General features: G+C 71.6%; 21 protein-coding genes and 1 pseudogene. 17 read left to right on the plus strand and 5 right to left on the minus strand.

From position 1 onward, the window contains the following. Positions 1-107: 107 nt before the first annotated feature. The 5 genes from ACIA5F_RS10050 to ACIA5F_RS10070 all read left to right on the plus strand — a co-directional run bounded on the left by ACIA5F_RS10050 (position 108) and on the right by ACIA5F_RS10070 (position 4,509). The gene (locus ACIA5F_RS10050) at positions 108-542 is read left to right on the plus strand and encodes a GntR family transcriptional regulator (RefSeq protein WP_399351155.1); all 435 of its coding nucleotides are present in this window, start codon (positions 108-110) and stop codon (positions 540-542) included. Further along, positions 539-1,501, plus strand: a complete 963-nt coding sequence (locus tag ACIA5F_RS10055; protein WP_399351157.1) for an ABC transporter ATP-binding protein — start codon at positions 539-541, stop codon at positions 1,499-1,501. The genes ACIA5F_RS10050 and ACIA5F_RS10055 overlap by 4 nt, the downstream gene beginning before the upstream one ends. Beyond that, positions 1,498-2,442: a hypothetical protein gene (locus ACIA5F_RS10060; RefSeq protein WP_399351159.1), complete on the plus strand. Its 945-nt coding sequence runs from the start codon at positions 1,498-1,500 to the stop codon at positions 2,440-2,442. Before ACIA5F_RS10055 ends, ACIA5F_RS10060 begins: the two co-directional genes overlap by 4 nt. A gap of 286 nt (positions 2,443-2,728) precedes the next feature. Further along, positions 2,729-3,385: an RNA polymerase sigma factor gene (locus tag ACIA5F_RS10065; RefSeq protein ID WP_399351161.1), complete on the plus strand. Its 657-nt coding sequence runs from the start codon at positions 2,729-2,731 to the stop codon at positions 3,383-3,385. Next, a complete protein-coding gene (locus tag ACIA5F_RS10070; RefSeq protein WP_399351163.1) occupies positions 3,382-4,509 on the plus strand; it encodes a CU044_5270 family protein in 1,128 nt (375 codons plus the stop codon). Before ACIA5F_RS10065 ends, ACIA5F_RS10070 begins: the two co-directional genes overlap by 4 nt. Positions 4,510-4,782: 273 nt before the next feature. Here the strand turns inward: ACIA5F_RS10070 and ACIA5F_RS10075 are convergent, their stop codons facing one another. Then, positions 4,783-5,646: a hypothetical protein gene (locus ACIA5F_RS10075; protein WP_399351165.1), complete on the minus strand. Its 864-nt coding sequence runs from the start codon at positions 5,644-5,646 to the stop codon at positions 4,783-4,785. On the opposite strand from ACIA5F_RS10075, the gene ACIA5F_RS10080 reads away from it, so the two are divergent. Next, a complete protein-coding gene (locus ACIA5F_RS10080; RefSeq protein WP_399351166.1) occupies positions 5,615-5,938 on the plus strand; it encodes a hypothetical protein in 324 nt (107 codons plus the stop codon). The genes ACIA5F_RS10075 and ACIA5F_RS10080 overlap by 32 nt on opposite strands. A 205-nt stretch (positions 5,939-6,143) precedes the next feature. Beyond that, positions 6,144-7,412: a S8 family peptidase gene (locus ACIA5F_RS10085; protein WP_399351168.1), complete on the plus strand. Its 1,269-nt coding sequence runs from the start codon at positions 6,144-6,146 to the stop codon at positions 7,410-7,412. A gap of 341 nt (positions 7,413-7,753) precedes the next feature. Here the strand turns inward: ACIA5F_RS10085 and ACIA5F_RS10090 are convergent, their stop codons facing one another. Next, positions 7,754-8,146 (minus strand): hypothetical protein, encoded by a 393-nt coding sequence (locus tag ACIA5F_RS10090; protein WP_399351170.1) that lies wholly within the window; start codon positions 8,144-8,146, stop codon positions 7,754-7,756. Positions 8,147-9,177: 1,031 nt separating this feature from the next. On the opposite strand from ACIA5F_RS10090, the gene ACIA5F_RS10095 reads away from it, so the two are divergent. Beyond that, the gene (locus ACIA5F_RS10095; protein WP_399351172.1) at positions 9,178-9,789 is read left to right on the plus strand and encodes a hypothetical protein; all 612 of its coding nucleotides are present in this window, start codon (positions 9,178-9,180) and stop codon (positions 9,787-9,789) included. Between the two features lie 62 nt (positions 9,790-9,851). Here the strand turns inward: ACIA5F_RS10095 and ACIA5F_RS10100 are convergent. Both ACIA5F_RS10100 and ACIA5F_RS10105 read right to left on the minus strand, forming a co-directional pair. Then, positions 9,852-10,324 (minus strand): annotated as a pseudogene (locus ACIA5F_RS10100) (Appr-1-p processing protein). Between the two features lie 166 nt (positions 10,325-10,490). Then, positions 10,491-10,712 (minus strand): hypothetical protein, encoded by a 222-nt coding sequence (locus ACIA5F_RS10105; protein ID WP_399351174.1) that lies wholly within the window; start codon positions 10,710-10,712, stop codon positions 10,491-10,493. Between the two features lie 105 nt (positions 10,713-10,817). On the opposite strand from ACIA5F_RS10105, the gene ACIA5F_RS10110 reads away from it, so the two are divergent. From ACIA5F_RS10110 to ACIA5F_RS10150, 9 genes are all read left to right on the plus strand, one after another. Next, on the plus strand, positions 10,818-11,396 hold the full coding sequence (locus ACIA5F_RS10110) for a TetR family transcriptional regulator (RefSeq protein ID WP_399351176.1): 579 nt from the start codon (positions 10,818-10,820) through the stop codon (positions 11,394-11,396). A 94-nt stretch (positions 11,397-11,490) separates the two neighbouring features. Beyond that, a complete protein-coding gene (locus ACIA5F_RS10115) occupies positions 11,491-12,162 on the plus strand; it encodes an NAD(P)H-binding protein (protein WP_399351178.1) in 672 nt (223 codons plus the stop codon). A gap of 496 nt (positions 12,163-12,658) precedes the next feature. Continuing rightward, a complete protein-coding gene (locus ACIA5F_RS10120) occupies positions 12,659-13,441 on the plus strand; it encodes a hypothetical protein (protein WP_399351180.1) in 783 nt (260 codons plus the stop codon). A 295-nt stretch (positions 13,442-13,736) separates the two neighbouring features. Further along, positions 13,737-14,087, plus strand: coding sequence for a hypothetical protein (locus ACIA5F_RS10125; protein ID WP_399351182.1), 351 nt, complete (start codon positions 13,737-13,739; stop codon positions 14,085-14,087). A 179-nt stretch (positions 14,088-14,266) separates the two neighbouring features. Further along, positions 14,267-14,629, plus strand: a complete 363-nt coding sequence (locus ACIA5F_RS10130; protein WP_399351184.1) for a hypothetical protein — start codon at positions 14,267-14,269, stop codon at positions 14,627-14,629. Positions 14,630-14,854: 225 nt separating this feature from the next. Next, positions 14,855-16,525 (plus strand): recombinase family protein, encoded by a 1,671-nt coding sequence (locus tag ACIA5F_RS10135; protein ID WP_399351186.1) that lies wholly within the window; start codon positions 14,855-14,857, stop codon positions 16,523-16,525. A gap of 378 nt (positions 16,526-16,903) precedes the next feature. Beyond that, the gene (locus ACIA5F_RS10140; RefSeq protein ID WP_399351188.1) at positions 16,904-17,140 is read left to right on the plus strand and encodes a hypothetical protein; all 237 of its coding nucleotides are present in this window, start codon (positions 16,904-16,906) and stop codon (positions 17,138-17,140) included. A gap of 1 nt (position 17,141) precedes the next feature. After that, on the plus strand, positions 17,142-17,639 hold the full coding sequence (locus ACIA5F_RS10145) for a hypothetical protein (protein ID WP_399351190.1): 498 nt from the start codon (positions 17,142-17,144) through the stop codon (positions 17,637-17,639). A 752-nt stretch (positions 17,640-18,391) separates the two neighbouring features. Then, the gene (locus ACIA5F_RS10150; RefSeq protein ID WP_399351192.1) at positions 18,392-18,886 is read left to right on the plus strand and encodes a phage terminase small subunit P27 family; all 495 of its coding nucleotides are present in this window, start codon (positions 18,392-18,394) and stop codon (positions 18,884-18,886) included. A gap of 221 nt (positions 18,887-19,107) precedes the next feature. On the opposite strand, the gene ACIA5F_RS10155 is transcribed toward ACIA5F_RS10150, so the two are convergent. Further along, positions 19,108-20,274 carry a tetratricopeptide repeat protein gene (locus ACIA5F_RS10155; RefSeq protein WP_399351194.1) on the minus strand — a complete coding sequence of 389 codons (1,167 nt, stop codon included), beginning with the start codon at positions 20,272-20,274 and terminating at the stop codon, positions 19,108-19,110. Between the last annotated feature and the right edge of the window lie 25 nt (positions 20,275-20,299).

A 20,299-nucleotide genomic window follows, 5' to 3' on the forward strand; every position in this document is an offset into this window, starting at 1 on the left:
GCCCCGGCCGGCCGGGGCTGTCGGCGTAGAACCTGTCGGCGCTTGACACCGCACCCCCTCTTCCACCACCCTTTCACTACTCAATTAGTGAAAGGGTGGTCCTCCTCGTGGCCACAGCCGACAGGGCTGAGAGCGCCGGCACGGCCGACACCATCGAGTTCCGCATCGACCGCCGCACGGGCGTCGCCACGTACGTCCAGATCGTGCAGCAGACCAAGCAGGCGCTCCGGCTCGGCCTGCTGGAGCCGGGCGACAAACTGCCCACCGCCCGCGAGGTCGTCGAGGCGACAGCGATCAACCCGAACACCGTACTCAAGGCCTACCGCGAGCTGGAGCGCGAAGGCCTGGTCGAGGCCCGCCGCGGCCTCGGCACCTTCGTCAAGAAGGGCCTCGGCGCCAGCGCGGGCGCCGGCTCGCCGCACCGCCCGGCCCTCGTCGCCTGGGTCACCGAAGCCCACCGCGCAGGTCTGGAACGCGACGACATCACCGCCCTCTTCGAGGACGTACTGAACGAGACCATCCCGCAGGGGGACCCCCGATGAACAGCGCCAGCACGCCACCGCCCGCCGCTCTCGAAGCGACCGGCCTGACCATGTCGTACGGTCACGGCCGCCGCCGGACCAGGCCCGTCCTGGACGGTCTCTCCTTCCGCCTCCCGCAGGGCCGCGTCTGCGCCCTCGTCGGACCGAACGGCGCCGGTAAATCCACCCTGCTCTCGCTCGCCGCCGGCCTGCTCCGCCCCACCGGCGGTGGCCTCCGCGTGCTCGGCGGGTCCCCGGCCGCCGCCCGCCCCCGCATCGCGTACGTCGCCCAGGGCAAGCCGCTGCACCCGCAGCTCACCGTCACCGCCACCCTCCGCCTCGGCCAGGAACTCAACCAGGGCGGTCACTGGGACATGGCCCGCGCCGAACGCATCGCCTACGCGGACGGTACCGGCGGCCTCGACCCGAAGGCGAAGATCCGCTCGCTCTCCGGTGGCCAGCGCACCCGTGTCGCCCTCGCCCTCGCCTTCGGCAAGCGCCCGGAGCTGATGCTGCTCGACGAGCCGATGGCCGACCTCGACCCGCTCACCCGCCGGCAACTCACCGGCGCCCTGATGTCCGAAGCCCTGGAACACGGCACCACCATCGTGATGTCCTCCCACGTCATCGCCGAGCTCGAAGGCTCTTGCGACCACCTCCTCCTGACCGCCGCCGGCCGCATCCTCCTCAGCGGCGAGACCGAGGACATCCTCGACGCCCACACCCTCCTCACCGGCACCGGCACCGGTGACCTCACCGGCGCCGACGTCATCGAGGAGCGTCCCTCCGGCCGCGGCCGGAGGGCCCTGGTCCGCCCGCGCGGCCCCCTCGGCACCGACACCGGCTGGCTCGCCGAACGCCCTTCCCTGGAGGAAGTCCTCCTCGCCCACCTCCGCAACCCCGGCGCCCCCGCCCTTCTCACCGACAGCGCCACCCCCGCACCGTCCGCACCGTCCGCACCGCAGGAGATCACCGCATGACCGGCACCACCCTCACCCCGCTCAGGACGACGTCCGCGCCCCGCACCGGCCCCGTCCGGGCCGTCCTGCGGCTGCACCGCACCTCCTTCTGGATCTGGACCGCGTACGTCGTGACCACCGCCGCCGTCCTGCTGTGGATGCTCGGCCCGGGCGGGACCGGCGCCCTCCGCGAGATCACGGACTGCGCCCGCTCGAAGTCCTGCGGCAGCCACCCCGCGGTCTCGGCCTACAAGGACGGGCTGCTCGCCGCCAAGTGGCTGATCCTGGCCCCGTCCTACCTCCTCCCGGCCTACGCCGGCGCCGCTCTGGTCGGCCGCGAGCTCGAAACCGGCACCGCCCAGCTCGCCTGGACGCAGAACGTGTCCCCGGCCCGCTGGCTGGCCACCAAGCTGGCCGTCGCCGCCGGCCTGATCGTCTTCGGCATGACGGTCCTCGTCGTCCTCTTCCGCATGGTCCGCGACGCCCGCTTCGGCACCGGCATCTGGTCGCTCTACGACCACTTCGTCTACCACGACGCCGGACTCCTCGCCGTGGCCTACCCGCTGCTCGGCCTGGCGCTCGGCGCGCTCGCCGGCATAGCCCTGCGCCAGGCCGTGCCCGCGCTCGCCGCAGCGACGGCAGCGATCGCCGTCCTCTCCTACGTCTACTCCCTGGTCCGCTTCGAGCTGTGGCCGTCCGTCACCGTCACCACCACCAGCGACACCTTCCCCGGTGGCATGGCCCTCTCCACCCAGGTGATCACCGGCGACGGCACCCGTCTCCCGTACGAAGCCTTCACGAACCGGTTCTCCAGCCACCCCGGCAGCGGGACCTTCGTCCACGAGTACCAGCCGTACTCCCACTTCTGGCCCCTCCAACTCGTCGAGACCGGCACCCTCCTGGCCCTCGCCACCCTGGCGACCCTAGCCGCCTTCCACCTCCTGCGGCGCCGCACTCCGTAGCGGATCACGGGGGATGCCGCACGGCACCACCGACGTCACCGGCCGGTGCCGGGGACCGTCGGTGGTGCCGGCGCCGGCCGTGAACCCGGACCGGGCCCGGGTGTCACCACCGGCCCCTGCGGCAGCCGGGTGCCGGCGTGGAGCACGATGCCGCCGCTGAGGGCGGTCGCCGAGCATCCGATGAAGGGGCCGTCGCCCTCATCGCGCATCCGCGCACATCCGCGTGCATCCGCCCCATGTGAGACAGGTCACCGGAACCGGGCGCCCCCGGTGGACAAGGCACTTCGTGGACTACTCATTGCACGCCCGGATACGCGCGGGGGACCCCGAAGCGTTCAGGGAACTCTTCCGCGACCATGCCCCCTTGGTCCATCGGCACGCCGTCCGCGTGACCGGCGACCGGGCCATCGCCGAGGACATCGTCTCGCTCACCTTCCTGGAGGCCTGGCGGCTGCGGGACCGGCTCCTCGACCACGAGGCCGGCCCGCGCCCGTGGCTCATGGGCATCGCCGTCAACGTGCTGCGCAACGCCAGCCGTGCCGCCCGCCGCCACCAGGCGGCCCTCGGGCGCCTGCCCGCCCGCGACACCGTCCCGGACTTCGCCGACGAACTCGTCGGACGCATGGCCGACGCCGACCAGCTCGCCGCCGCCCAGCGCGCGCTGAAGAAGCTGCGCCGCACCGAGCGCGAGGTGTTCACCCTGTGCGTCTGGTCCGGGCTGGGGTACGCCGAGGCCGCCGCCGCCCTGGACGTCCCCGTCGGCACCGTACGGTCGCGTCTTTCCCGCGCCCGCACGCGACTGCGCAAACTCGCCGAACAGGAACTGAAGAAGAACCAGGAAGTGACGAGAAACCGGGAACCGCTTCCGCGCCCCGGACAAGTACGGGGTGGCCGCACTTCGGCGGCCCGGTCGTACGAGTCGCACGAGGAGACGTACGGATGACCCGCAAGTTCTGGAAGCGGACCGAGCCCCTGGACCACACGGAGCTGGACCACGAGGAGCTCGCCCGGCTGCTGCCGGCCCCGTCGGCCCCCCGGATGCCGCTCGACCGTCAACTACTGTTCGAGGAGCACCTGTTGAACGAGATCCGCACTCCCGCTCCTGCTCCCACGGCCACGGCCACGGCCACGGCCACGGCCACGAAGCGGCCGGTCCGGCGCGCCCTGCTGATCGGCGTCCCGGTCACCGCCGTCGCGCTCACCGCCGTCTTCGCCGTCAGCGCGCTCACCAACGGCGGCATCGACCGACCGGGTACGGTCGCCTCGGTGGAAGCGCTCGTCGTTCCGGTCGAGGAGGGCAGCGCCCTCCAGCTCGTCTCGACCGTCCAGCAGATCGCCACCGCCGCGAGCGCGCAGCAGACTCCGGAGCCGAAGCCCGGCCAGTACATCTACATCAAGAGCAAGGTCTCCTACCTGGCCTCCTCGTACAACGCCGACACCAACGAGGCCAAGACGTGGGTGCAGCCGCTGCACCAGCGCGAGATCTGGAAGTCCCCCGACGCGCTCAAGGGCTGGCTCGACGAGCCCGGCTACCAGTCCCGGGGCGGCATCACCCTCGACGCCGACGGTCCCCACTCCAAGCCCAAGAACGGCCAGGACATCCCGGGCGAGGTCGTCCGCCTGTCGTACAACTGGCTCAAGGCCCAGCCGGCCGAACCGGAAGCGCTGCTGAAGGCGATCTACGCGACCGTCAGCGGCCCGCGTGACCGGGACCAGCAGGCGTTCGAGACGATCAAGGCGATCATCAACGAGCAGCTCGTGCCGACCCCGACCGCCGCCGCGCTCTACCGCGCCGCCGCGAAGATCCCCGGTGTGGTCGTCGTCCAGAACTCCCAGGACGCCGTCGGCCGCACCGGCCTCGCCCTGGCCCGCCTGGACGAGAAGACCGGCGAGCGTACCGAGATGGTCTTCGACCGTACGAACTTCGCCTACCTGGGCAGCCGCAGCGTCCAGGTCAAGGAGGTCGGCAACGTCAAGCCCGGCACGGTCGTCGAGCGCACCGCCGTCCTGGAGCGGGCCGTCGTCGACGCCCAGAAGGAGCGCCCCGCGACGGGCGGCACCGCCTGAGCGGAGCCCGCGACGACAGCGGCGGCGGCCGGGGCACCGGCCGCCGCCGCTGTCGCGGTGCGCGGCGTGATGCCGAGGCGCGCACTCCCCGGCGCACCTTCCTCGTCAGCCCGAACCCGTCCGTACGGGTTCACCCGCGTCCGGAACGACGGGGCCGACGCCCGCCGGTCGAGACCTCCTGGCCCTCCTTGCCCTTCTCGCCGACCCCGGTCCCGCCCCTCACCACCCACGGGGCGGGGGACGGTGGGGCGGCGGACCGTCATCGGGGCGGGTTCACCGGGGGGTCCGGCCGTGGACGGCGGCCCGGTCACGGTCACGGTCGCGGTCACGGTCACGGTCGCGTACGAACTCCGCGGCGGTGAGCGCCGACCCGACCTGCACCGCCACCAGGCGGCGGATGTCGATCCGCCGGCCCGGCAGCGCGGCGTCGGCCTCCACCAGCCAGCCGGTGAAGAGCCGCTCGGCCTCGGCGAGGCCCCGGCGCACCGCGGGCCGTACGTTGCCCGCCCCGGCCTCCGCGCCGAAGAGCCGCAGCGCCGTGCCGCCGTGCCGGACGCGCAGGACGTGGGGGAGCACGCGGAACGAGCACTCCTCGGACACGGTCGCGGGCCGGCCCGCCGCCCCGGCGTCCGACAGGAGGGCCCGCCGGCCGGCGGCCGGTTCCCCGATCTCGCGCAGACCGTCGAGGAGGGAGCGCCGGAAGGGGGTGTCGAGCGTCAGCCCGTCACCGGCTTCCGCGAGGAGGCCGGCCAGGTGCCGGGCGGTGTCCTCGCACAGCCCGAGGCTGTCGGCGGTGATCTCCCCGAAGGTGCGCCCGCAGTCGGAGGTGCCGGCGGCGGCCCCGTCCTCCCAGTAGGGGACCTCGGTGACGACGGTCAGGGTGCCGTGGCGGGCGGCGTGGCCGGTGCTGCTCGCGCCCGCCGCCATCGCCCCACCGGCCCGCGCCGCCGTCTCCGCGTGGGTGGGGGCGAGGACGACGCCCGGGGTGAGCGGGCTGCTCTCCGGTATCTCCCAGACGGAGTTGTGCAGCGGCAGGCCCTCGTACCCCGCTACCGCGGCGAGCCGCACCGACGGCTGGCGCGCCCTGCGGATCGAGTCCGAGGCGATGGGCCTCGCGCTCCAGGGCGACGCCGTCACCGCCGCCTTCCGCGACAGCGTCGACGAGCCCCAGCAGAGGCTGGCCCGCCTCCTCACCGGCCGCGCCACCCTTTCCTCACTCTCCTCCCCCTCCGGCTCCTCCTCCGGCTCCTCCTCCTCCCCCTCCGGCTCCTCCGGCCCCGTCCCGGCCGAGGCCGCGGCCCGGCTGGCCGCGACCCGGAGCGCCCTGCTGCGCGGTCTGTCCCAGCAGCACGCGCTCGGCCTGCCGCCCGGCGACCAGGACACCTGGGTACGGGCGGCCCGGGGCGTGACGACAGCGCTCCTGCCGTGAGGGCCTGACGCCCTGACACGCCCTGACGTCTGAGGCCCTGACGTCTGACGGCCCGATGTCCTGGCGCTCCGACGGTCCGGCCTGCGCGTGGGGAGCGGGTGAGGAAGGGGGCGCGGGCGTTGCCCGGGGGTGTTCCTCGTCGTTGACGCGTGCGACCCGCCGCTCCACCGGGCGGACGGGACCGTCACGGGAATCGAGGAAGCTCATGAGTGGTGCGATGTCCAGGGTGGCCACGGCGATCAGCGCGGTGGTCGTGGCCGTGCTGATCCCGCCGACCGGCGGGGCGGTCGCGGTGGCCGCGGCCGGTACGGCTCCGGTCGTGGTGGAGCGGTCCGCGCGGCCGGTGCCGGGGGAGTACATCGTCACCGTCGGACCCGCGTTCTCGCCGGACGACGTGCTGCGGAAGCTGGGGGTGGCGCCGCTGTTCACCTACGGGACCGCCCTGCGCGGGTTCGCCGCCGCCCTCACCCCGCTCCAGCTCCGGCTGGCACAGACCCTGCCCGCCGTCGCGGCCATCGAGGAGAACAGCGTGGTCACCGTCGACGGACCGCCGCACCCAGAGGCAGCGGTACAGGCAGGGGCAGGGGCAGCGGTACAGGCAGCGGCGACGCCGGAGGCGGGAAGCGGGGCCGGGGCCGTGGCCGCAGCGGCGCCCGGGAGCTGGGGGCTGGACCGGATCGACCAGCGGTCCCTCCCGCTCGACGGCCGGTTCACGGTGACCGGCACCGGCCGGGGCGTCACCGCGTACGTCCTCGACACCGGTGTCGAGACCGGGCACGCCGAGTTCGAAGGGCGGGCCTCCGCCGGGTACGACGCGGTCGGGGACGGCCGTAACGGCCAGGACTGCCACTTCCACGGCACCCACGTCGCCGGCACCGTCGGGGGCAGGACCTACGGGGTGGCGCGCGGTGTCTCCCTCGTCGCCGTCCGCGTCCTGGACTGCACGGGTGAGGGCACCGCGGCGCAGACCCTCGCCGGCCTCGACTGGATCGCCGCCCACGCGCGGCGGCCGGCCGTCATGAACGCCTCCATCGGCGACACCGCGTCCCTCGCGATCGACACCGCCACCGACGCCGTCGCCGACAGCGGCGTCCTGCCCGTCGTCTCCGCCGGGAACGACGGGCAGGACGCCTGCGGTTACTCTCCCGCCCGTGCGCACAAGGCCCTCACCGTCGGCGCCACCGACCGGCAGGACCGTCAGGCCGCCTTCAGCAACCACGGCTCCTGCCTGTCCCTGTACGCGCCCGGGGTCGACATCGTCTCCGCCCGCCTCGGCGGCGGCTCCCGCACCCTCAGCGGCACTTCCATGGCCGCCCCCCACGTCACCGGCGCCGCCGCCCTCGCCGCGGAGCAGACCCCCCGGGCCACCTCCTCGGAGATCGCCCACCGGCTCACCTCCACCTCCACCCGGGCCGTCCTCACCTCCCTGACCCCGGGCTCACCCGACCGCCTCCTGTACACCGGCGGCCTCTGACCCCGGGGTTGCCCGGGCGGTCCCGCGCTCCCGCGCCGCCACGGGTGCCCCCCGTCCCCCCGCCCCCCGTCCCCACCGGGCAAGGGCGACGCCTACCGGTTCGTGACCTTCTACCCGGGCCAGGCCGCCGCCCACTTCTCCGGCTTCTCCCACAAGGTCCCCGACCCCCTCTGGCTCGCCAACAGCGCCGACGCCGACACCAACGCCGTGGCCCTGTTCCTCGCCGACCACTACGGCATCACCGAGCAGGAGCCACCGCACGCCGGTCCTCCCGGTGCCCGGCCCGTACGGAGCCGGGCACCGGGACGGGCCGCATGCCTGCGGCGCGGGGTCCGGTCCGGTCAGGCGGGCGTGAAGACGTCCTCGTGCGCGTCGTCGAGGACGAACCCGTTGTCGAGGCGGACGCGGACCGTGACGCGGAGCCGCTGCTCCTGGTACGCGACCCACTCGGGCTCCAGGGAGCCGACCCGCTCCTCCAGTTGCCTCCTGCTCTGCGTGGGCATCTCGTGGCCGAAGGCGTCGAGGAGCGACTTGAGCCGCTCGTACTCGCGGACCTCGTGGCTCTGGTGCCGCTGCTCGGCCACCTGCTCGACGGTGCCCTCGGCGCCCGCCCCCAGGGACACGGACCCGGCGACGGCTCCCGCCGGGGCCGGGGCGTCCTCCGCCGTCGCGACCCACTCGGTCAGCCTGATGTCCACCGCCAGTCTCACCCGCTGGCCTTCTGCGAGCGTCATCGCTTCCTCATCGTCTCTTCAACGTCCTTGTCCTTCAGATCGGTGCGTACCGTCCGCCCGGCCGGGCCACGACCCCGGGCGCGCACGGAGCGTCCCGGGGTCCTGCCATTATCGGCACGCCGGGAAACCACACCTCCGGCTCCCCGGCTCCCCGGTCCGCACCGCGTCTGCTCCGCGTCCGTTCCGCACCCTCGGCCCGGCCGGGTGGGGGCGGCTGCCAGGTGATGAGGGCGTAGCCGAGGCCGGTGCGGCCGGGTGCGCCGGGTGTGCGTGCGGGGTGGGGCCGGTGGCGTAGGCGGGTGTCAGGCCCGCTGGTACGGCGACGGCGAGCAGGGACAGTACGCCCAGGGTCACGGGTAGCCGGCGTCGGAGCCGGTACCGGCCGGGGGACATGTGCGGAGACATGTACGGGGGAACGTACGGGGACACGCTCATCGGCGGACACCTCCAGACCGGGGTGCCACGGTCCGTCACCGGACCACGGACCCACGGACCCACGGACCCACGGACCCACGGACCCACGGACCCACGGACCCACGGACCCACGGACCCACGGACCCACGGACCCACGGACCACACGGATACGGGAAGTACGGGAACACCCCGGCGGGCAGCGGAACGGCCGCCGGGGGAGAGGTCCGCCGGAGCCGGGACCACACCGGCCCGGTGGAACACCCGGCACCTCGCTTCCCGCAACCCCGCCGCCACCAAACCGCCACCCCCGCCGAACAGCCCAAGCCCGTCTCCGGTGCTGCCCGGTCACCCTCCCCGCCCGCCGGTACCGGTAGCGGTACCGGACCCGTCGCACCGGCGGCCGGCTCGTGCCGCCGCCCGGCGGTGGGGCCCCGCTGCTCCTTCGGGTGTCCCCGGTTGCGGGGATCGCGTTGACCAGCACACGATCTGAGCGGGCCTCACCTGGAGGTCACCCGCCTCCGCCTCCCCGGCCGTCCGCCGGTCCCGCCTTCCCCGCCCCTCTTCTGCCCTGCCCGTCTTCCCGCGCATCACTTCTGCGACAGAAATGGAACACCCCCATGACGACTGCTCTGGCCGTGTCCGCCCGCAGGGCCCGCACCGCGGCCCTGCGTACCGTGACCGCAGCCTCCCTCGCCGCGGCTGCCCTGGTCCTGGCCTCCGCAGGTCCCGGTGCAGCCTCCACCACCCCGGTGGTCACGGCCGAAGCCAAGGCCAGGGCCGCGGCGCTGACCGTCGACGCGTCCTGCCCGGTGGGCACCGGCACCGTCACCTACACGCCCGGCATCACCGTCGCGGCCAAGCAGACCAGCCTCTCCTTCACCGGCAGCGCCGGTCCCTGTACCAGCACGGACCCGGCGATCACCGCCGTCTCCGGCTACAGCGGCACCGGCCAGGGCGACCTCGGCTGCCTCTCCGGAGGCTTCGACGCCCAGGGCACCATCGCCTGGAACACCGGCGCCGTCAGCACGGCCACGTTCTCCTCCGTCGTCGACCTCCGCCCCGGAGGCATCCCCGTCATCGTCGCCACCGGCCCCATCACCTCCGGCAAGTTCGCCGGCTCCACCGTCGAACTCGTCATCGCGCTGCTCCCCGCCAACCCCCTGGGCTGCTTCAACAACCAGGGCATCACCCAGACCCACGGCCCCGTCTCGCTCACCGTCCTGCACTGAGCGGTGACACGGCCTGGCCACGGCAGGGGTACCGGACGGACCGGTCCCCTGCCGGGACCGGATCAGCCGTGGTCGTACACCGTCACCACGATCCCCCGGTCCGTCAGCCGCGTCCGCACCAGTGGTTCCACGAGCGCTCACCGCCCGCCGGCCAGACCGCAACCTATGCGGGGCATGTGCACCGAGGCGCCGAGCTCGGCCGCCCGCCCGGCGACCTTCTCCAGGGCGGCGTCGACCGCTTCGTAGCGTACGGGCACGCCCTTGCTGCCGTACGTATCCCGTGCTGACCCACCATGTTGGCGACCCGGAGCAGCCGCCCCACCTGCACCAGCTGTACGCCGCCGAGGCCGAAGTCGTTCTCCGCGCGTGCGCCGTGCCAGCGCCGGTACTCCCGCTCCGGCTCCGGCCAGCGCCGCGAGACGGCCAGCACGAAACCCTTGCCCCAGCCGCCCATGTCGTTGCAGACGTGCGCGATCACCTTGGGCCCCTTGCCCAGCGGCGTCGTCGCGTCCCCCCGGACGTAGGCGATCCCCATCCCCATCCCCATCCCCGTCCCTCTTTCCGTCCCCATCCCCATGGAAGAACCGTACGCGGCACCACTGACAACCCGACGGCACACCGGTCATGACGGCCCGTCGGACGCCCCGCCCGCAGCGGCGGCGGGCGCCGGTGGGCAGGGCCGTCGGGCTCCACCCGTGGGTTCAGCAGGTGGTGACGGCACGGAAGCGGCCGTCGCTGTCGGACCCGGTTCCGCCGTCGCCGTAGGCATCCGTATCCGTATCCGTATCCGCATCGGTGGAGTGGGCGAGGTCCTTCTGCGCCTCCAGGCCGGACAGCCGGGCGGCCAGGGCCGCGGAAACGGCCTTCGGGGTGGTGGGGGTGGTCTTCTGGGTGGTGGGGGTGGGGGTGGGGGTGGGGGGCATGGTTCTCTGTCCGGAGAGAGGGGTAACTAACTGGTTATGTATCGAGCATGCGCCGCGTGGCCCCGCCTGTCAATAACTAGATGGTTACCCCCGTCCGCTAGGGTGATGGACATGCCACCGGACTCCACCGCCACCAAGGCCCGCCTCCTCGAAGCCGCCTTCGGGGAATTCGCCCAGTACGGCCTCGCCGGCGCCCGCATCGACCGGATCGCCCAGAACGCGGAGGCCAACAAGCGCCTCATCTACGTCTACTACGGCAACAAGGACCAGCTCTTCGACGCCGTCCTCGCCCAGCGCCTGGGCGTCCTCGCCGATGCCGTCCCCTTCACCGCCGACGACCTGCCCGCCTACGCCGGAGCCCTCTTCGACCACCTCCTCGACCAGCCCGCGCTCCTGCGCCTGGCCACCTGGCGCCAGCTGGAACGCCCCGGCACCAGCAGCGCCGAGGCCGACGCCTACCGCCCCAAGGTCGAAGCCGTCGCCGACGCCCAGCGACGGGGCACCGTCACCGCGGACATGGAACCGGCCGACCTGCTGGCCCTGGTCCTGAGCCAGATCACCGCATGGTTCGCGGCCTCATCCGCCCTGCGCGCGCTGGCACACGACGACGCCTTCGCGCCGGCGCGCCTCGAACGCCACCGCACGGCCCTGACCACGGCCGTCCGCAGCCTCACCCGCCCCTGACCGAGACCTGCCCGGCACCCGCACCCGCGTCCCGCACCTGCCGCTGGCCGCTGGCCGCGGCCACGAACCCCCACCCCCGCGAAAGGCGCCCGCCATGACCACCCGTACCGCACTGCTCGCCGGAGCCACCGGCCTGGTCGGCACCCACTTGCTCACCCGGCTGCTCGCCGACCCCCGCTACACCCGCGTCACTGTGCTCGCCCGACGGTCCCCGGCCCTCACCCACGACAAACTCGACGTCCGCCTCGTGGACTTCTCCGCCCTCGACCAGGAGAGCCTGCCCGGGACCGACGACGTGTACTGCACCCTGGGCACCACCATCAAGAACGCCGGATCGCGGGAAGCCTTCCGCACCGTCGACCAGCACTACACCGTCGCCGTCGCCCGCCGTGCCCGCCAGGCCGGCGCGAGCCGCATCGCCCTGTGCTCCTCGATCGGCGCCGGCCCCGACGCCCGCCAGTTCTACCTCCGGGTCAAGGGCGACACCGAGCGGGAGGTCACCGCCCTCGGATACCCGAGCACCCAGATCTTCCGGCCCTCGCTCCTGCTGGGCAACCGCGCCGAACACCGCCCCGGCGAACGCGCCATGACCGCTCTGGCCCCCCTGCTCATCCCCGTCCTGGCCGGGCCCCTGCGCCCGTACCGGCCGGTCACCGCCGACCGCCTCGCCACCGCCATGATCACCTCCCTGGCCACCGCGACGCCCGGCACGCACGTCCACACCTACGACTCCATCACCGCCCTGGCAGACCACCGCCACCCGTGAACCAGCACCCGTCCCCCCCCTCGCCGGGACGGCCCGGGCGGGCGCGTTCTCACACCGCCCGTGCACGACGTACAACGGACTGCGTGATCGTTTCAGCAGGTCAGTGCGGTTCTTTGGCCGGTTGGCGCCTTCCCCCGTACGTGGGGGTCCGGAAGGCTACGCGCCGACAGGGTCGTGCGGAGGAGGGCGTCATGGGCAGGCACGGTGACGGCCGGTGCGGCGAGACCGGCGATGTGGCGGGACCGGCGGTGCGGCGGACCGACGGCGTGGCCCGACACCCCGGGCCACCCCCCTGCACCCGGTCGCCGGTCGCCGGTCGCCGGTCGCCGGTCGCGGGTCACCGGTGCCGCGCACGGGGCGCGGAGGCGGCCGAGGAGTGGCCGTCGCTCCCGGACCCGGTCCGACGCGGGCGCTTCCTCCTGAACGGCTGACGCTGCGTCCGGCCGCCGTCTACGGTCGGAGTGACCCTGTAGCCGCTGGAGGAGAGGAAGCCCCTATGACCAGCACCGCAACGCCGACGACGCCGTCGGGCACGGTCGCCGTCGGGTTCCGGCTCGGGAGCGAGGAGCGCGGCAGGCAGGTCACCGTGCTGGTGACCCAGAGCGCCGTCAGCCACCGGGGAGCCAGTACCGGCGGGCGCCGGTTCCGGGCCACCCACGCCGAGGCGGCGGTGAGCGAGGTGGCCCCGATCCCCGTGCAGATCAAGTGGCTGCGCAAGCAGCACGCCGACTACCTCGGCCAGGGATACAGCGCGCTCACCCCTCCGGCGTGCGTCCGCCTCCGTGTCACCGAGGCCCCGCTGCACCCCAGGCCCTGGGGGGTGCGCAGCCCGCGCCCGGACCTCGGTCTCCTCGAAGCCTTCAACGCGGCCCCGGTCCCGGCCCGACCGCGCGGCGACCTGGAGGAAGCGATCCGCACCTTCTACCGCACCCTGGGAATGCCCGTCCGTCCCGAGCGGCCGAGGCAGTTCCCGCCGGGCTCACGACCGCCGCTGCCGCCCCGTGCCGAGGCCGTCTACCAGGCCCTCGGAGCGCAGCCGGCGAAGCCGCTGGTCTTCCCGGTCCGGCGGCACATCGGTTACACCCTCACTCCGGGAACGGTGACCCTGCGGGTCCACCACCAGGTCGCGGACCTCGACCACCAGGGCGCCGTCGAACTCCAGGCCGCGCTCACCGCCTGGCTCCGGCACCACCAGCAGCGCCGCCCGGCCCCCGGGCCGCGCACGGAGTCCCCGCAGGGGCGCCCCCCGCTCCCGCCACCCCCGACCCCGGGCACCTGACCGGCCCGGCCCCGCCAGGCACCGGTCGGCGGCAGCGGACACCGCCGGGGGCGGGCGACTGCCCGTAGCTCCTTCGGGTGGTCGGCGGCCCGGGTAGCGGACGGTCGGTGGACAGGGCGGGCAGAGTGGCCGGTGGGGTGTTCCCGTGCGTCTGAACTCCCACCCGACCCCCACCTCCACCCCCCCACCTCCACCCCCCCACCTCCACCCCCCCACCTCCACCCCCCCACCTCCACCCCTCCACCTCCATCCCCACCCCCGTCCCCATGCCTTTCCCGTTTCCAGGAGGCTTCCCATGCAGCGCAGCCTGCTCACCGTCTTCATCGGTGCTGCCTTGTCCCTGGCCGCTGTCGTCCCCGCAGCCGCCAACAACATCGAGTTCTTCGCCTATGAGGACCCGGCACACCCGGGGAAGGCGAAAGTGGTGAACATGGTCGCCCGCACTCCCGCGAGTGCCGACGAGGCCCAGTGGAACGTGTGCAAGGAACTGGTGATCGGCAGGGACTTCATCAACGACACGGGCGGCACCGTGTTCCTCTACGAGCACGAGGGGTGTACGGGCCAGCCCGTCCATCAGCTCGCGGACACCGAGGAGTCCATCAACATGCCCACCAGGAAGATCAAATCGGTGAAGGTCGTCAGGTGACGGCACCGGTGGTTCTCCCGGGGCCGTGAGGGCCGGGCCGCCGCCGGCCGGACGCTGTCCGTCCGGCCGACGGCGGCCCGGACACCGCCCGCCGCCGTCGACGCGTCCGGCATCGCGTTCCACACCGGCAGACCGCGCCGCAGACAAACCCGTCCACCCCGGCCGAGGAACACATCACCATGCACCGCGTACTGACCGCAGTGGCTGCCGCAGCACTCGTCCTGGCCACCGCTCTGCCCGCCACCGCCCACAACATCCGCTTCTACGTCTACGAAGTCCCCGACCCACCCGGCACGGTCAAGGTCGTGGACATCGTTTCGGAGTATCCCGACTTCTCGGAGCAGGTGTACGGAACCTGCAAGAACGTGCACGGCACCGGCGAGTTCTTCAACGGCACCGGCCGCACCGTCTACCTCTACCCCATGGCGGCGTGCCAGAAGACGGAACAGTTTCCGCCGCGCAGGGTCAAGGACCGTGAACGCCTCGCCACCGCCGGATTCCAGTCGGTCTTCGTCGGGGAGGCACCCCCCTCGGAGACCTGACGTTTTAGCGGGGCGGTGCCAGGGTGCGCAGGACGCAGAATTCGTTGCCCTCGGGGTCTCCCGACACACAGAACTGGATGTTCTGGAGTGTGAGAGATGGCAGCGGCATCTGTGCTGGTCAGGGGCTCGGAGCGGGGCAGCGGGCAACCTTCGCCCTTCACCGTGGGCATGGAAGGTACATCGGCCACGCTCCCCGGCGGGCAACCCTTGCTCCCCACACAGAGCATGGAAGATGCTCGCAATCCACTGTCCGGCACCGTGTTCACCGAGACCCTTCGGGGCGTCCGGTGCATCCGACTGTCCGTCCTGACGGACGAGACCACCAGCCCTGAGCGTCAGCGGGAAGCGTGCGACCACGTAGGCGCAGAGTTGCGGGTCACGTTCGGCGAGGGTGACGCGCTGCGCGAAGCGGTTGACCTTGACGTCAGCGCGTCCAAGACCAGCCCTTGGGAGCGCCCGCAGCTTCTCCGCTGGCTCAGCAACCCGCAGGCGTACGACGCTCTGGTGTTCTGGCGGTTCGACCGTGCCATCCGGTCCATGGGCCACATGTACGCCCTCGCCAACTGGGCACGCGAGCACCGCAAGGTACTCATCTTCGCCGAGGGTCTGGGCGGGGGCCGGCAGGTGTTCGACTTCCGCAACCCCATGGACCCCATGGCGGAACTCCAACTGTTCATGCTGGCTTTCGCCGCACAGTTCGAGTCGCAGTCCATCAGCGACCGCGTGAGCGGTGCACAGGCCGCCATGCGCAGGATGCCGCTTCGCTGGCGCGGCGGTGGTCGTCCCCCGTACGGCTACATGCCCGCCCCCATGCCCGAGGAGTTCGGCGGCAAGGGCTGGACGCTGGTACCCGATCCGGACGCGGTGGCGGTCATCGAGCGCATCGTCCGGGAGCTGCTGGAAGGCGCCACGGTGTCCGGCATCGCTGCGGGGCTCAACGCCGATGGGGTGCTCAGCCCGCGTGACTACTGGGCCGAGAGGATGGGCCGCGAGCGGGGCGGCAAGACCGGCGGGACGAAGGGTCAGCACGTCGTTCGGGAGACGTTCCAGTGGACCCCTGCGGTCATTACCCGGATGCTGCGCAACGAGGTCCTGTTGGGCTGGAAGATGCACAACGGCGTTCCCGTGCGCGACGACCAGGGCAACCCGGTCGTGTGCAGCGAGACGCCGATTCTCACGCGCGAGGAGTTCGACCAGATCGGCGCTGTTCTGGACGAACGCAGCATCAACAACGGGGACCGGTCCGACACGGAAGCGCTGCTGCTGCGCGTCATCCACTGCGACTCGTGCGGCGGGCGCATGTACCTGAACGCGCAGGAAGGCAGGACCCCCACGTACAAGTGCAACTACCACGCCCGGGGCGACAAGTGCGAAGCACCCGCGAACATCCGGGGAGACTGGGCCGACGAGTTCGTGACAGCCGAGTTCCTGCGCCTGGTCAGTGGAATCCAGACCAGGACCACCGTGGTGGTGCCCGGGTACGACCCCGAGCCCGAGTTGAACGCCACCGTGGCCGAGTTCACCGCACACCTGAAAATCCAAGGACAGCAGAAGTCCAAGCACGCCGCGCAGGAGTGGCAGAAGCGTCATGACGCGCTGGACAGCCGGATTGCCGAGCTGGAGGCCCGCGAGAAGACCGAGCCACAGCGCATCACCACGGGGACCGGGCGCACCTTCGCCGACGACTGGCAGGCTGCCGACACGGCCGAACGGCGCGGCATGCTCGTTGACGCAGGGGTGTGCCTGAACGTCCGCCGGGGCACCCGTGGCGGGTGGCGCAAGCTCGACACACGGCGCGTGGACTTCACCATGTCCGGCGAACTCGACCCCGCCGCCGAGGAACTGTCCGCATGGGAGACCGTCACGGTTCCCGAGATGCTGCCCGCAGCCGCGTAACGGCCCTATAGAGCCCCGAATAGCCCTGGTCGCCCCCCCGTGGTCGGCCAGGGCTCTCTTGTGCCCGCAGAAGGGCGCCTGCGGCCTCGGGGTTCGCCGGCACCGGACCGGTCGACAGCGGCAAGAGGGGTGATGAGGTGGTGGTTCTTCCCTATTTTTTTGAACACATAGAAAAAACCAAGAAAAAACAGAAACAGGACCACTCTCGCCACCTCGCCACCCACTGGCCGGAAACCTCCGCCCTTCACTACCGAAGGGGGACCGGAGAAGGCGGGAACCCTCCGCCCTCCACTACACCCGAGAGAAGAGCGGGCAAGGGGCGCCCCCTACGTATACCGGGAATCCCCGCCGTGGGCACTGACGAACGGAGAGAACACTATGAGCGACACCCTGCACCGAACTGGCTACCTTGACGGTCCTCGGGACAAGGACGCGATCCGCGCTGCCGAGTGGCAGTGGGACGAGCGCATGGAGAAGTTGGCCGAGCTGCGGGACTCGAACCCCGAGATGTACGACCGTATGGGCACCACCGCCCATATGTCCCTTGGCTACTACGAAAACGCGAAGACGATTGCGGCCCAGTTCGGGCGCGACACCACGAAGGGTGGCAAGTGATATGAGCGCCGAGATCGAGAAGGCCGCTGAGCGGGTCGCCAAGCTGCAAGCGCAGATCGACAAGGTATCCGGTCCGCTGGCTGCCGCCGAGGCCGCTCTAGAGGCCGCAGAGCAGGCCGAGCAGGCCCGCCGTGACGAGCGCCGCGCCGAGTACGACCGGGCGTTTCTCAAGACGTGGGTGGAGCAGGCCGCCGAACGGACCGACCGGGGCAACGAGCTGCATGACAACTTCCTGGAACTACTCTCCGCCGAGCCGTGGTTTCAGGCGTACGCCGCCAGCCGTGCCGAGCGATTCAAGCGGGAGAAGATCCTGACGATTGCGCAGAATGCACAGGCCCGTCTGGGCGAGGACCGCACTGTTCCTGACCAGCGCTGGTACGACCTGCCCATCGTTGACGACATGGCCAGGGCCGTCGATACGGCTGCCGGACTAATCGCTTCCGACTTTGCCGAACAGCTCGACGCCAACCGTCAGACGTACATAGAAGCGACGGACTGACATGGCCGTTGACGAACTCGACCCCGGGCCGGACGGGACCTATCCGCACTTTCCTCGGGACACGCAGGGTCGGCCCGTCTGGTCGGACACCCCAACTGGGATGCCAGTAGCCAACAGTGGGGCGCCGATGCCGCGCGGAGTCCAGCGGATGCGCGACCCGAGATCCGGTCGCGTGCTGATGGTGGACGTGACGCCGAGACAGCCGGACGGAACTCCGATCAATCCGCCGGCTATCCCGCCGAAGGGGCCCGATGCCGCGTAAGCCCCGCACCTCATGCCCGGTTCCCGGTTGCCCTGAACTGACAACTGGCGGGAGCTGTAAAGAACATGAGCGAGAAGCAACCAGGAACCGAGCCACGCCGGGCACCAGCGCGTACGGTCCGGGCTGGCCCCGTGCCCGCCGACCTACCTGTACGCGAACCCCTGGTGCGTGCTGTGCGGCCAGGCCGCCAAGGTGGCTGACCACTTCCCCAAGTCCCGCAAGCAACTCGCGGCCGAGGGAATCCCTAATCCGGACGCGCCGAAATATCTGCGGCCATTGTGTACGTCGTGCCATAACGGCGAAACAGCGAGGAATCAGCCGGGCGGATGGGCTGCGGCGAACGCAAAGCCAGTTCGACGCTGACCATGCCCAGGCGATGACTCCCTTTCCGGCGAGAGATTGCACGGCAGGGAGGCCAGAAACTCGCGCCGGGGCTGTGGTCATTCTTGGGCGCCCCGCGTGCCGTTACAGCGAGCAAGAAAGGAGACCGATGGCCGATCGGTATCGACCCAAGCCAGCGGCAATACGGGCCCGCGAGGGGAACCCGTCCAAGGCCGAGATCAGAGAGGGGGTGATTGTCCCTCGCGCTGTTCTCACCGAGCCCGATTGGCGAGACGTTTTCAAGGACTCGCCGGCCGCCGAGATCCAAGCAGCAAATATCCGCTGTCGGGAAATGGCTTCGAGTGAATGGCAGCGCGTTGTGCCGATTCTCGAAGTAGCTGCGGGGCTCGGCGAGGTAGACCACTCGACCGTCAAGGATCTGTGCGTCTGCGTGGCCCGCATCGACCAGGCGGAGCGCGACCTTTCCGAACGCGGACTCATGGTTACGGCCGAGCGCGGCACGGTGAAGAACGGCGCCGCCACCATCGCGGCACAGTACCGCTCCCAACTTGCGCGCTATATTCGAGAGTTGGGATTGTCGCCGAGTGCTCGCGTGGCCATCGCGCAGCCCGAACCGGACGACGACTCCGATATCTGGGATTGATCGCCCCAGCAATCCATGCGACTTGATCAATTGTCGGAATCGCAAGGGCCCCGTCCTGTCCCCTCTCTGCGGGGTCAGGGCGGGGCCTTTCTGCGTTTGGCGAATCGCGTCGCAGTCAGCGCGAAGCGCGGGTGCCCGCTGTGCTCAGTGCGGGGCCGCCGGGAGGTGAGCGGCTGAACGCTTGGCCGCATCACGGGCACGGAATCCGAAGCTGATGAGGGTCACGCGTTCTCCGGCGCCGAGAGGCGTCCTTCCGTGCGGGGTGATCGCACCATCGAACACGACGCATTCGCCCGCCGCGAGATCACATGCCGGTAGCCGTCGGCGCCGATGAAGACGGTAGCGCTCACAGTGGGAGCTGCGGCGGAACGCTCGTGCTTGAGACAGAGGATCAGGTTGGCTTCGCCGAACCCGAACTCGTCAACGTGGAAGTCGAGGAACTGCCCCTCCTCCAGATACCCGATATAGACGCCGTTGTGCGGCTGCTCGACTTCCAGCCCCGTGGACTCCGTGACGACTGCTGCGAGATCGACTTGCCCGGCGAACCGGTTCGCGGCGTCGCCCACGGCCGCGTTCCACTTGCCGTTGTGAAGGTAGCCGTTGGTGGTCAGGGCCTCCTCCGCCTCCTGCGCCATCGCGGTGATCAGCTCAGCCGGGAACGGCTGGTCGCGCAGGTGTCGCGGGTGGACTCGCTGATGCGCGGTCAGCCCGCGCACGGCGCCCCGGATGGCGGGGAAGTCCTCCGCCCACCGGTCCGGGCTGCGGGCGGTGGTGTGGGCCTGGAGCCACGCGGTCCACCGGCCGTTCCACTGGCGAGGCGCGGTGTCGTCCGATCCCGGTGCGGCGGCGCGGTCGATCAGCAGTTCCACCCGCGAGAGTGCTGCCTGTGTGGAGCCGATCAGCTCGGTGTCGCCCGTGGCGATCCGCAGCCGCAGCGCTTCCCGGAGATGAGCCTCAGCACCCGCGAGGTCACCGCGCTCCATCAGGTACTTACCGGTGTGCTGGAGCGCGAAGTCCACCAGCTCCGGGTTGTGGCTCCGCGCGGTCCCCAGGGCGCTGCGGTAGAGCGCGTCCGCTGCCCTCATGTCACCGGCGTAGCGGTGGGCGTCGCCGAGGTTGAGGCTGGTGGCGACGACCGCTCGGGTGTTGCCGCTCGCTGCGGCCAAGTCGAGCGACTGCCGCAGGAACGTAAGGGCCTCCTGATGGCGGCCCAAGCACATCTGCCCGATGCCGATCCACCTGGACAGGGTCCGGGTGCGAGCGGGGTCGGCTTCCTCGGGCAAAGCCCTTAGATCGTCCTGGAGTTGGCCAATCGCCGTGGTCAACTTGTCCCGGTCGGTCGGGATCATCCGCAGGCCGGCGTCTTGTGTGATGAGGTGCTGGAGCACCGGACCCTCCTCGTTCGGTTCTGCT

The organism is Streptomyces sp. NPDC051567 (genome assembly GCF_044454165.1).
Lineage (GTDB): Bacteria > Actinomycetota > Actinomycetes > Streptomycetales > Streptomycetaceae > Streptomyces.

Bases quoted from the DNA above. Each gene is read 5' to 3' on its own strand.
- ACIA5F_RS10150 (WP_399351192.1), top strand. From the start codon at position 18,392: ATGGCCGATCGGTATCGACCCAAGCCAGCGGCAATACGGGCCCGCGAG.
- ACIA5F_RS10110 (WP_399351176.1), top strand. From the start codon at position 10,818: ATGGACATGCCACCGGACTCCACCGCCACCAAGGCCCGCCTCCTCGAA.
- ACIA5F_RS10140 (WP_399351188.1), top strand. From the start codon at position 16,904: ATGAGCGACACCCTGCACCGAACTGGCTACCTTGACGGTCCTCGGGAC.
- ACIA5F_RS10145 (WP_399351190.1), top strand. From the start codon at position 17,142: ATGAGCGCCGAGATCGAGAAGGCCGCTGAGCGGGTCGCCAAGCTGCAA.
- ACIA5F_RS10125 (WP_399351182.1), top strand. From the start codon at position 13,737: ATGCAGCGCAGCCTGCTCACCGTCTTCATCGGTGCTGCCTTGTCCCTG.
- ACIA5F_RS10120 (WP_399351180.1), top strand. From the start codon at position 12,659: ATGACCAGCACCGCAACGCCGACGACGCCGTCGGGCACGGTCGCCGTC.
- ACIA5F_RS10060 (WP_399351159.1), top strand. From the start codon at position 1,498: ATGACCGGCACCACCCTCACCCCGCTCAGGACGACGTCCGCGCCCCGC.
- ACIA5F_RS10055 (WP_399351157.1), top strand. From the start codon at position 539: ATGAACAGCGCCAGCACGCCACCGCCCGCCGCTCTCGAAGCGACCGGC.
- ACIA5F_RS10115 (WP_399351178.1), top strand. From the start codon at position 11,491: ATGACCACCCGTACCGCACTGCTCGCCGGAGCCACCGGCCTGGTCGGC.
- ACIA5F_RS10070 (WP_399351163.1), top strand. From the start codon at position 3,382: ATGACCCGCAAGTTCTGGAAGCGGACCGAGCCCCTGGACCACACGGAG.
- ACIA5F_RS10105 (WP_399351174.1), bottom strand. From the start codon at position 10,712: ATGCCCCCCACCCCCACCCCCACCCCCACCACCCAGAAGACCACCCCC.
- ACIA5F_RS10130 (WP_399351184.1), top strand. From the start codon at position 14,267: ATGCACCGCGTACTGACCGCAGTGGCTGCCGCAGCACTCGTCCTGGCC.
- ACIA5F_RS10135 (WP_399351186.1), top strand. From the start codon at position 14,855: ATGGAAGATGCTCGCAATCCACTGTCCGGCACCGTGTTCACCGAGACC.
- ACIA5F_RS10090 (WP_399351170.1), bottom strand. From the start codon at position 8,146: ATGACGCTCGCAGAAGGCCAGCGGGTGAGACTGGCGGTGGACATCAGG.
- ACIA5F_RS10080 (WP_399351166.1), top strand. From the start codon at position 5,615: ATGGGCCTCGCGCTCCAGGGCGACGCCGTCACCGCCGCCTTCCGCGAC.
- ACIA5F_RS10085 (WP_399351168.1), top strand. From the start codon at position 6,144: ATGAGTGGTGCGATGTCCAGGGTGGCCACGGCGATCAGCGCGGTGGTC.
- ACIA5F_RS10095 (WP_399351172.1), top strand. From the start codon at position 9,178: ATGACGACTGCTCTGGCCGTGTCCGCCCGCAGGGCCCGCACCGCGGCC.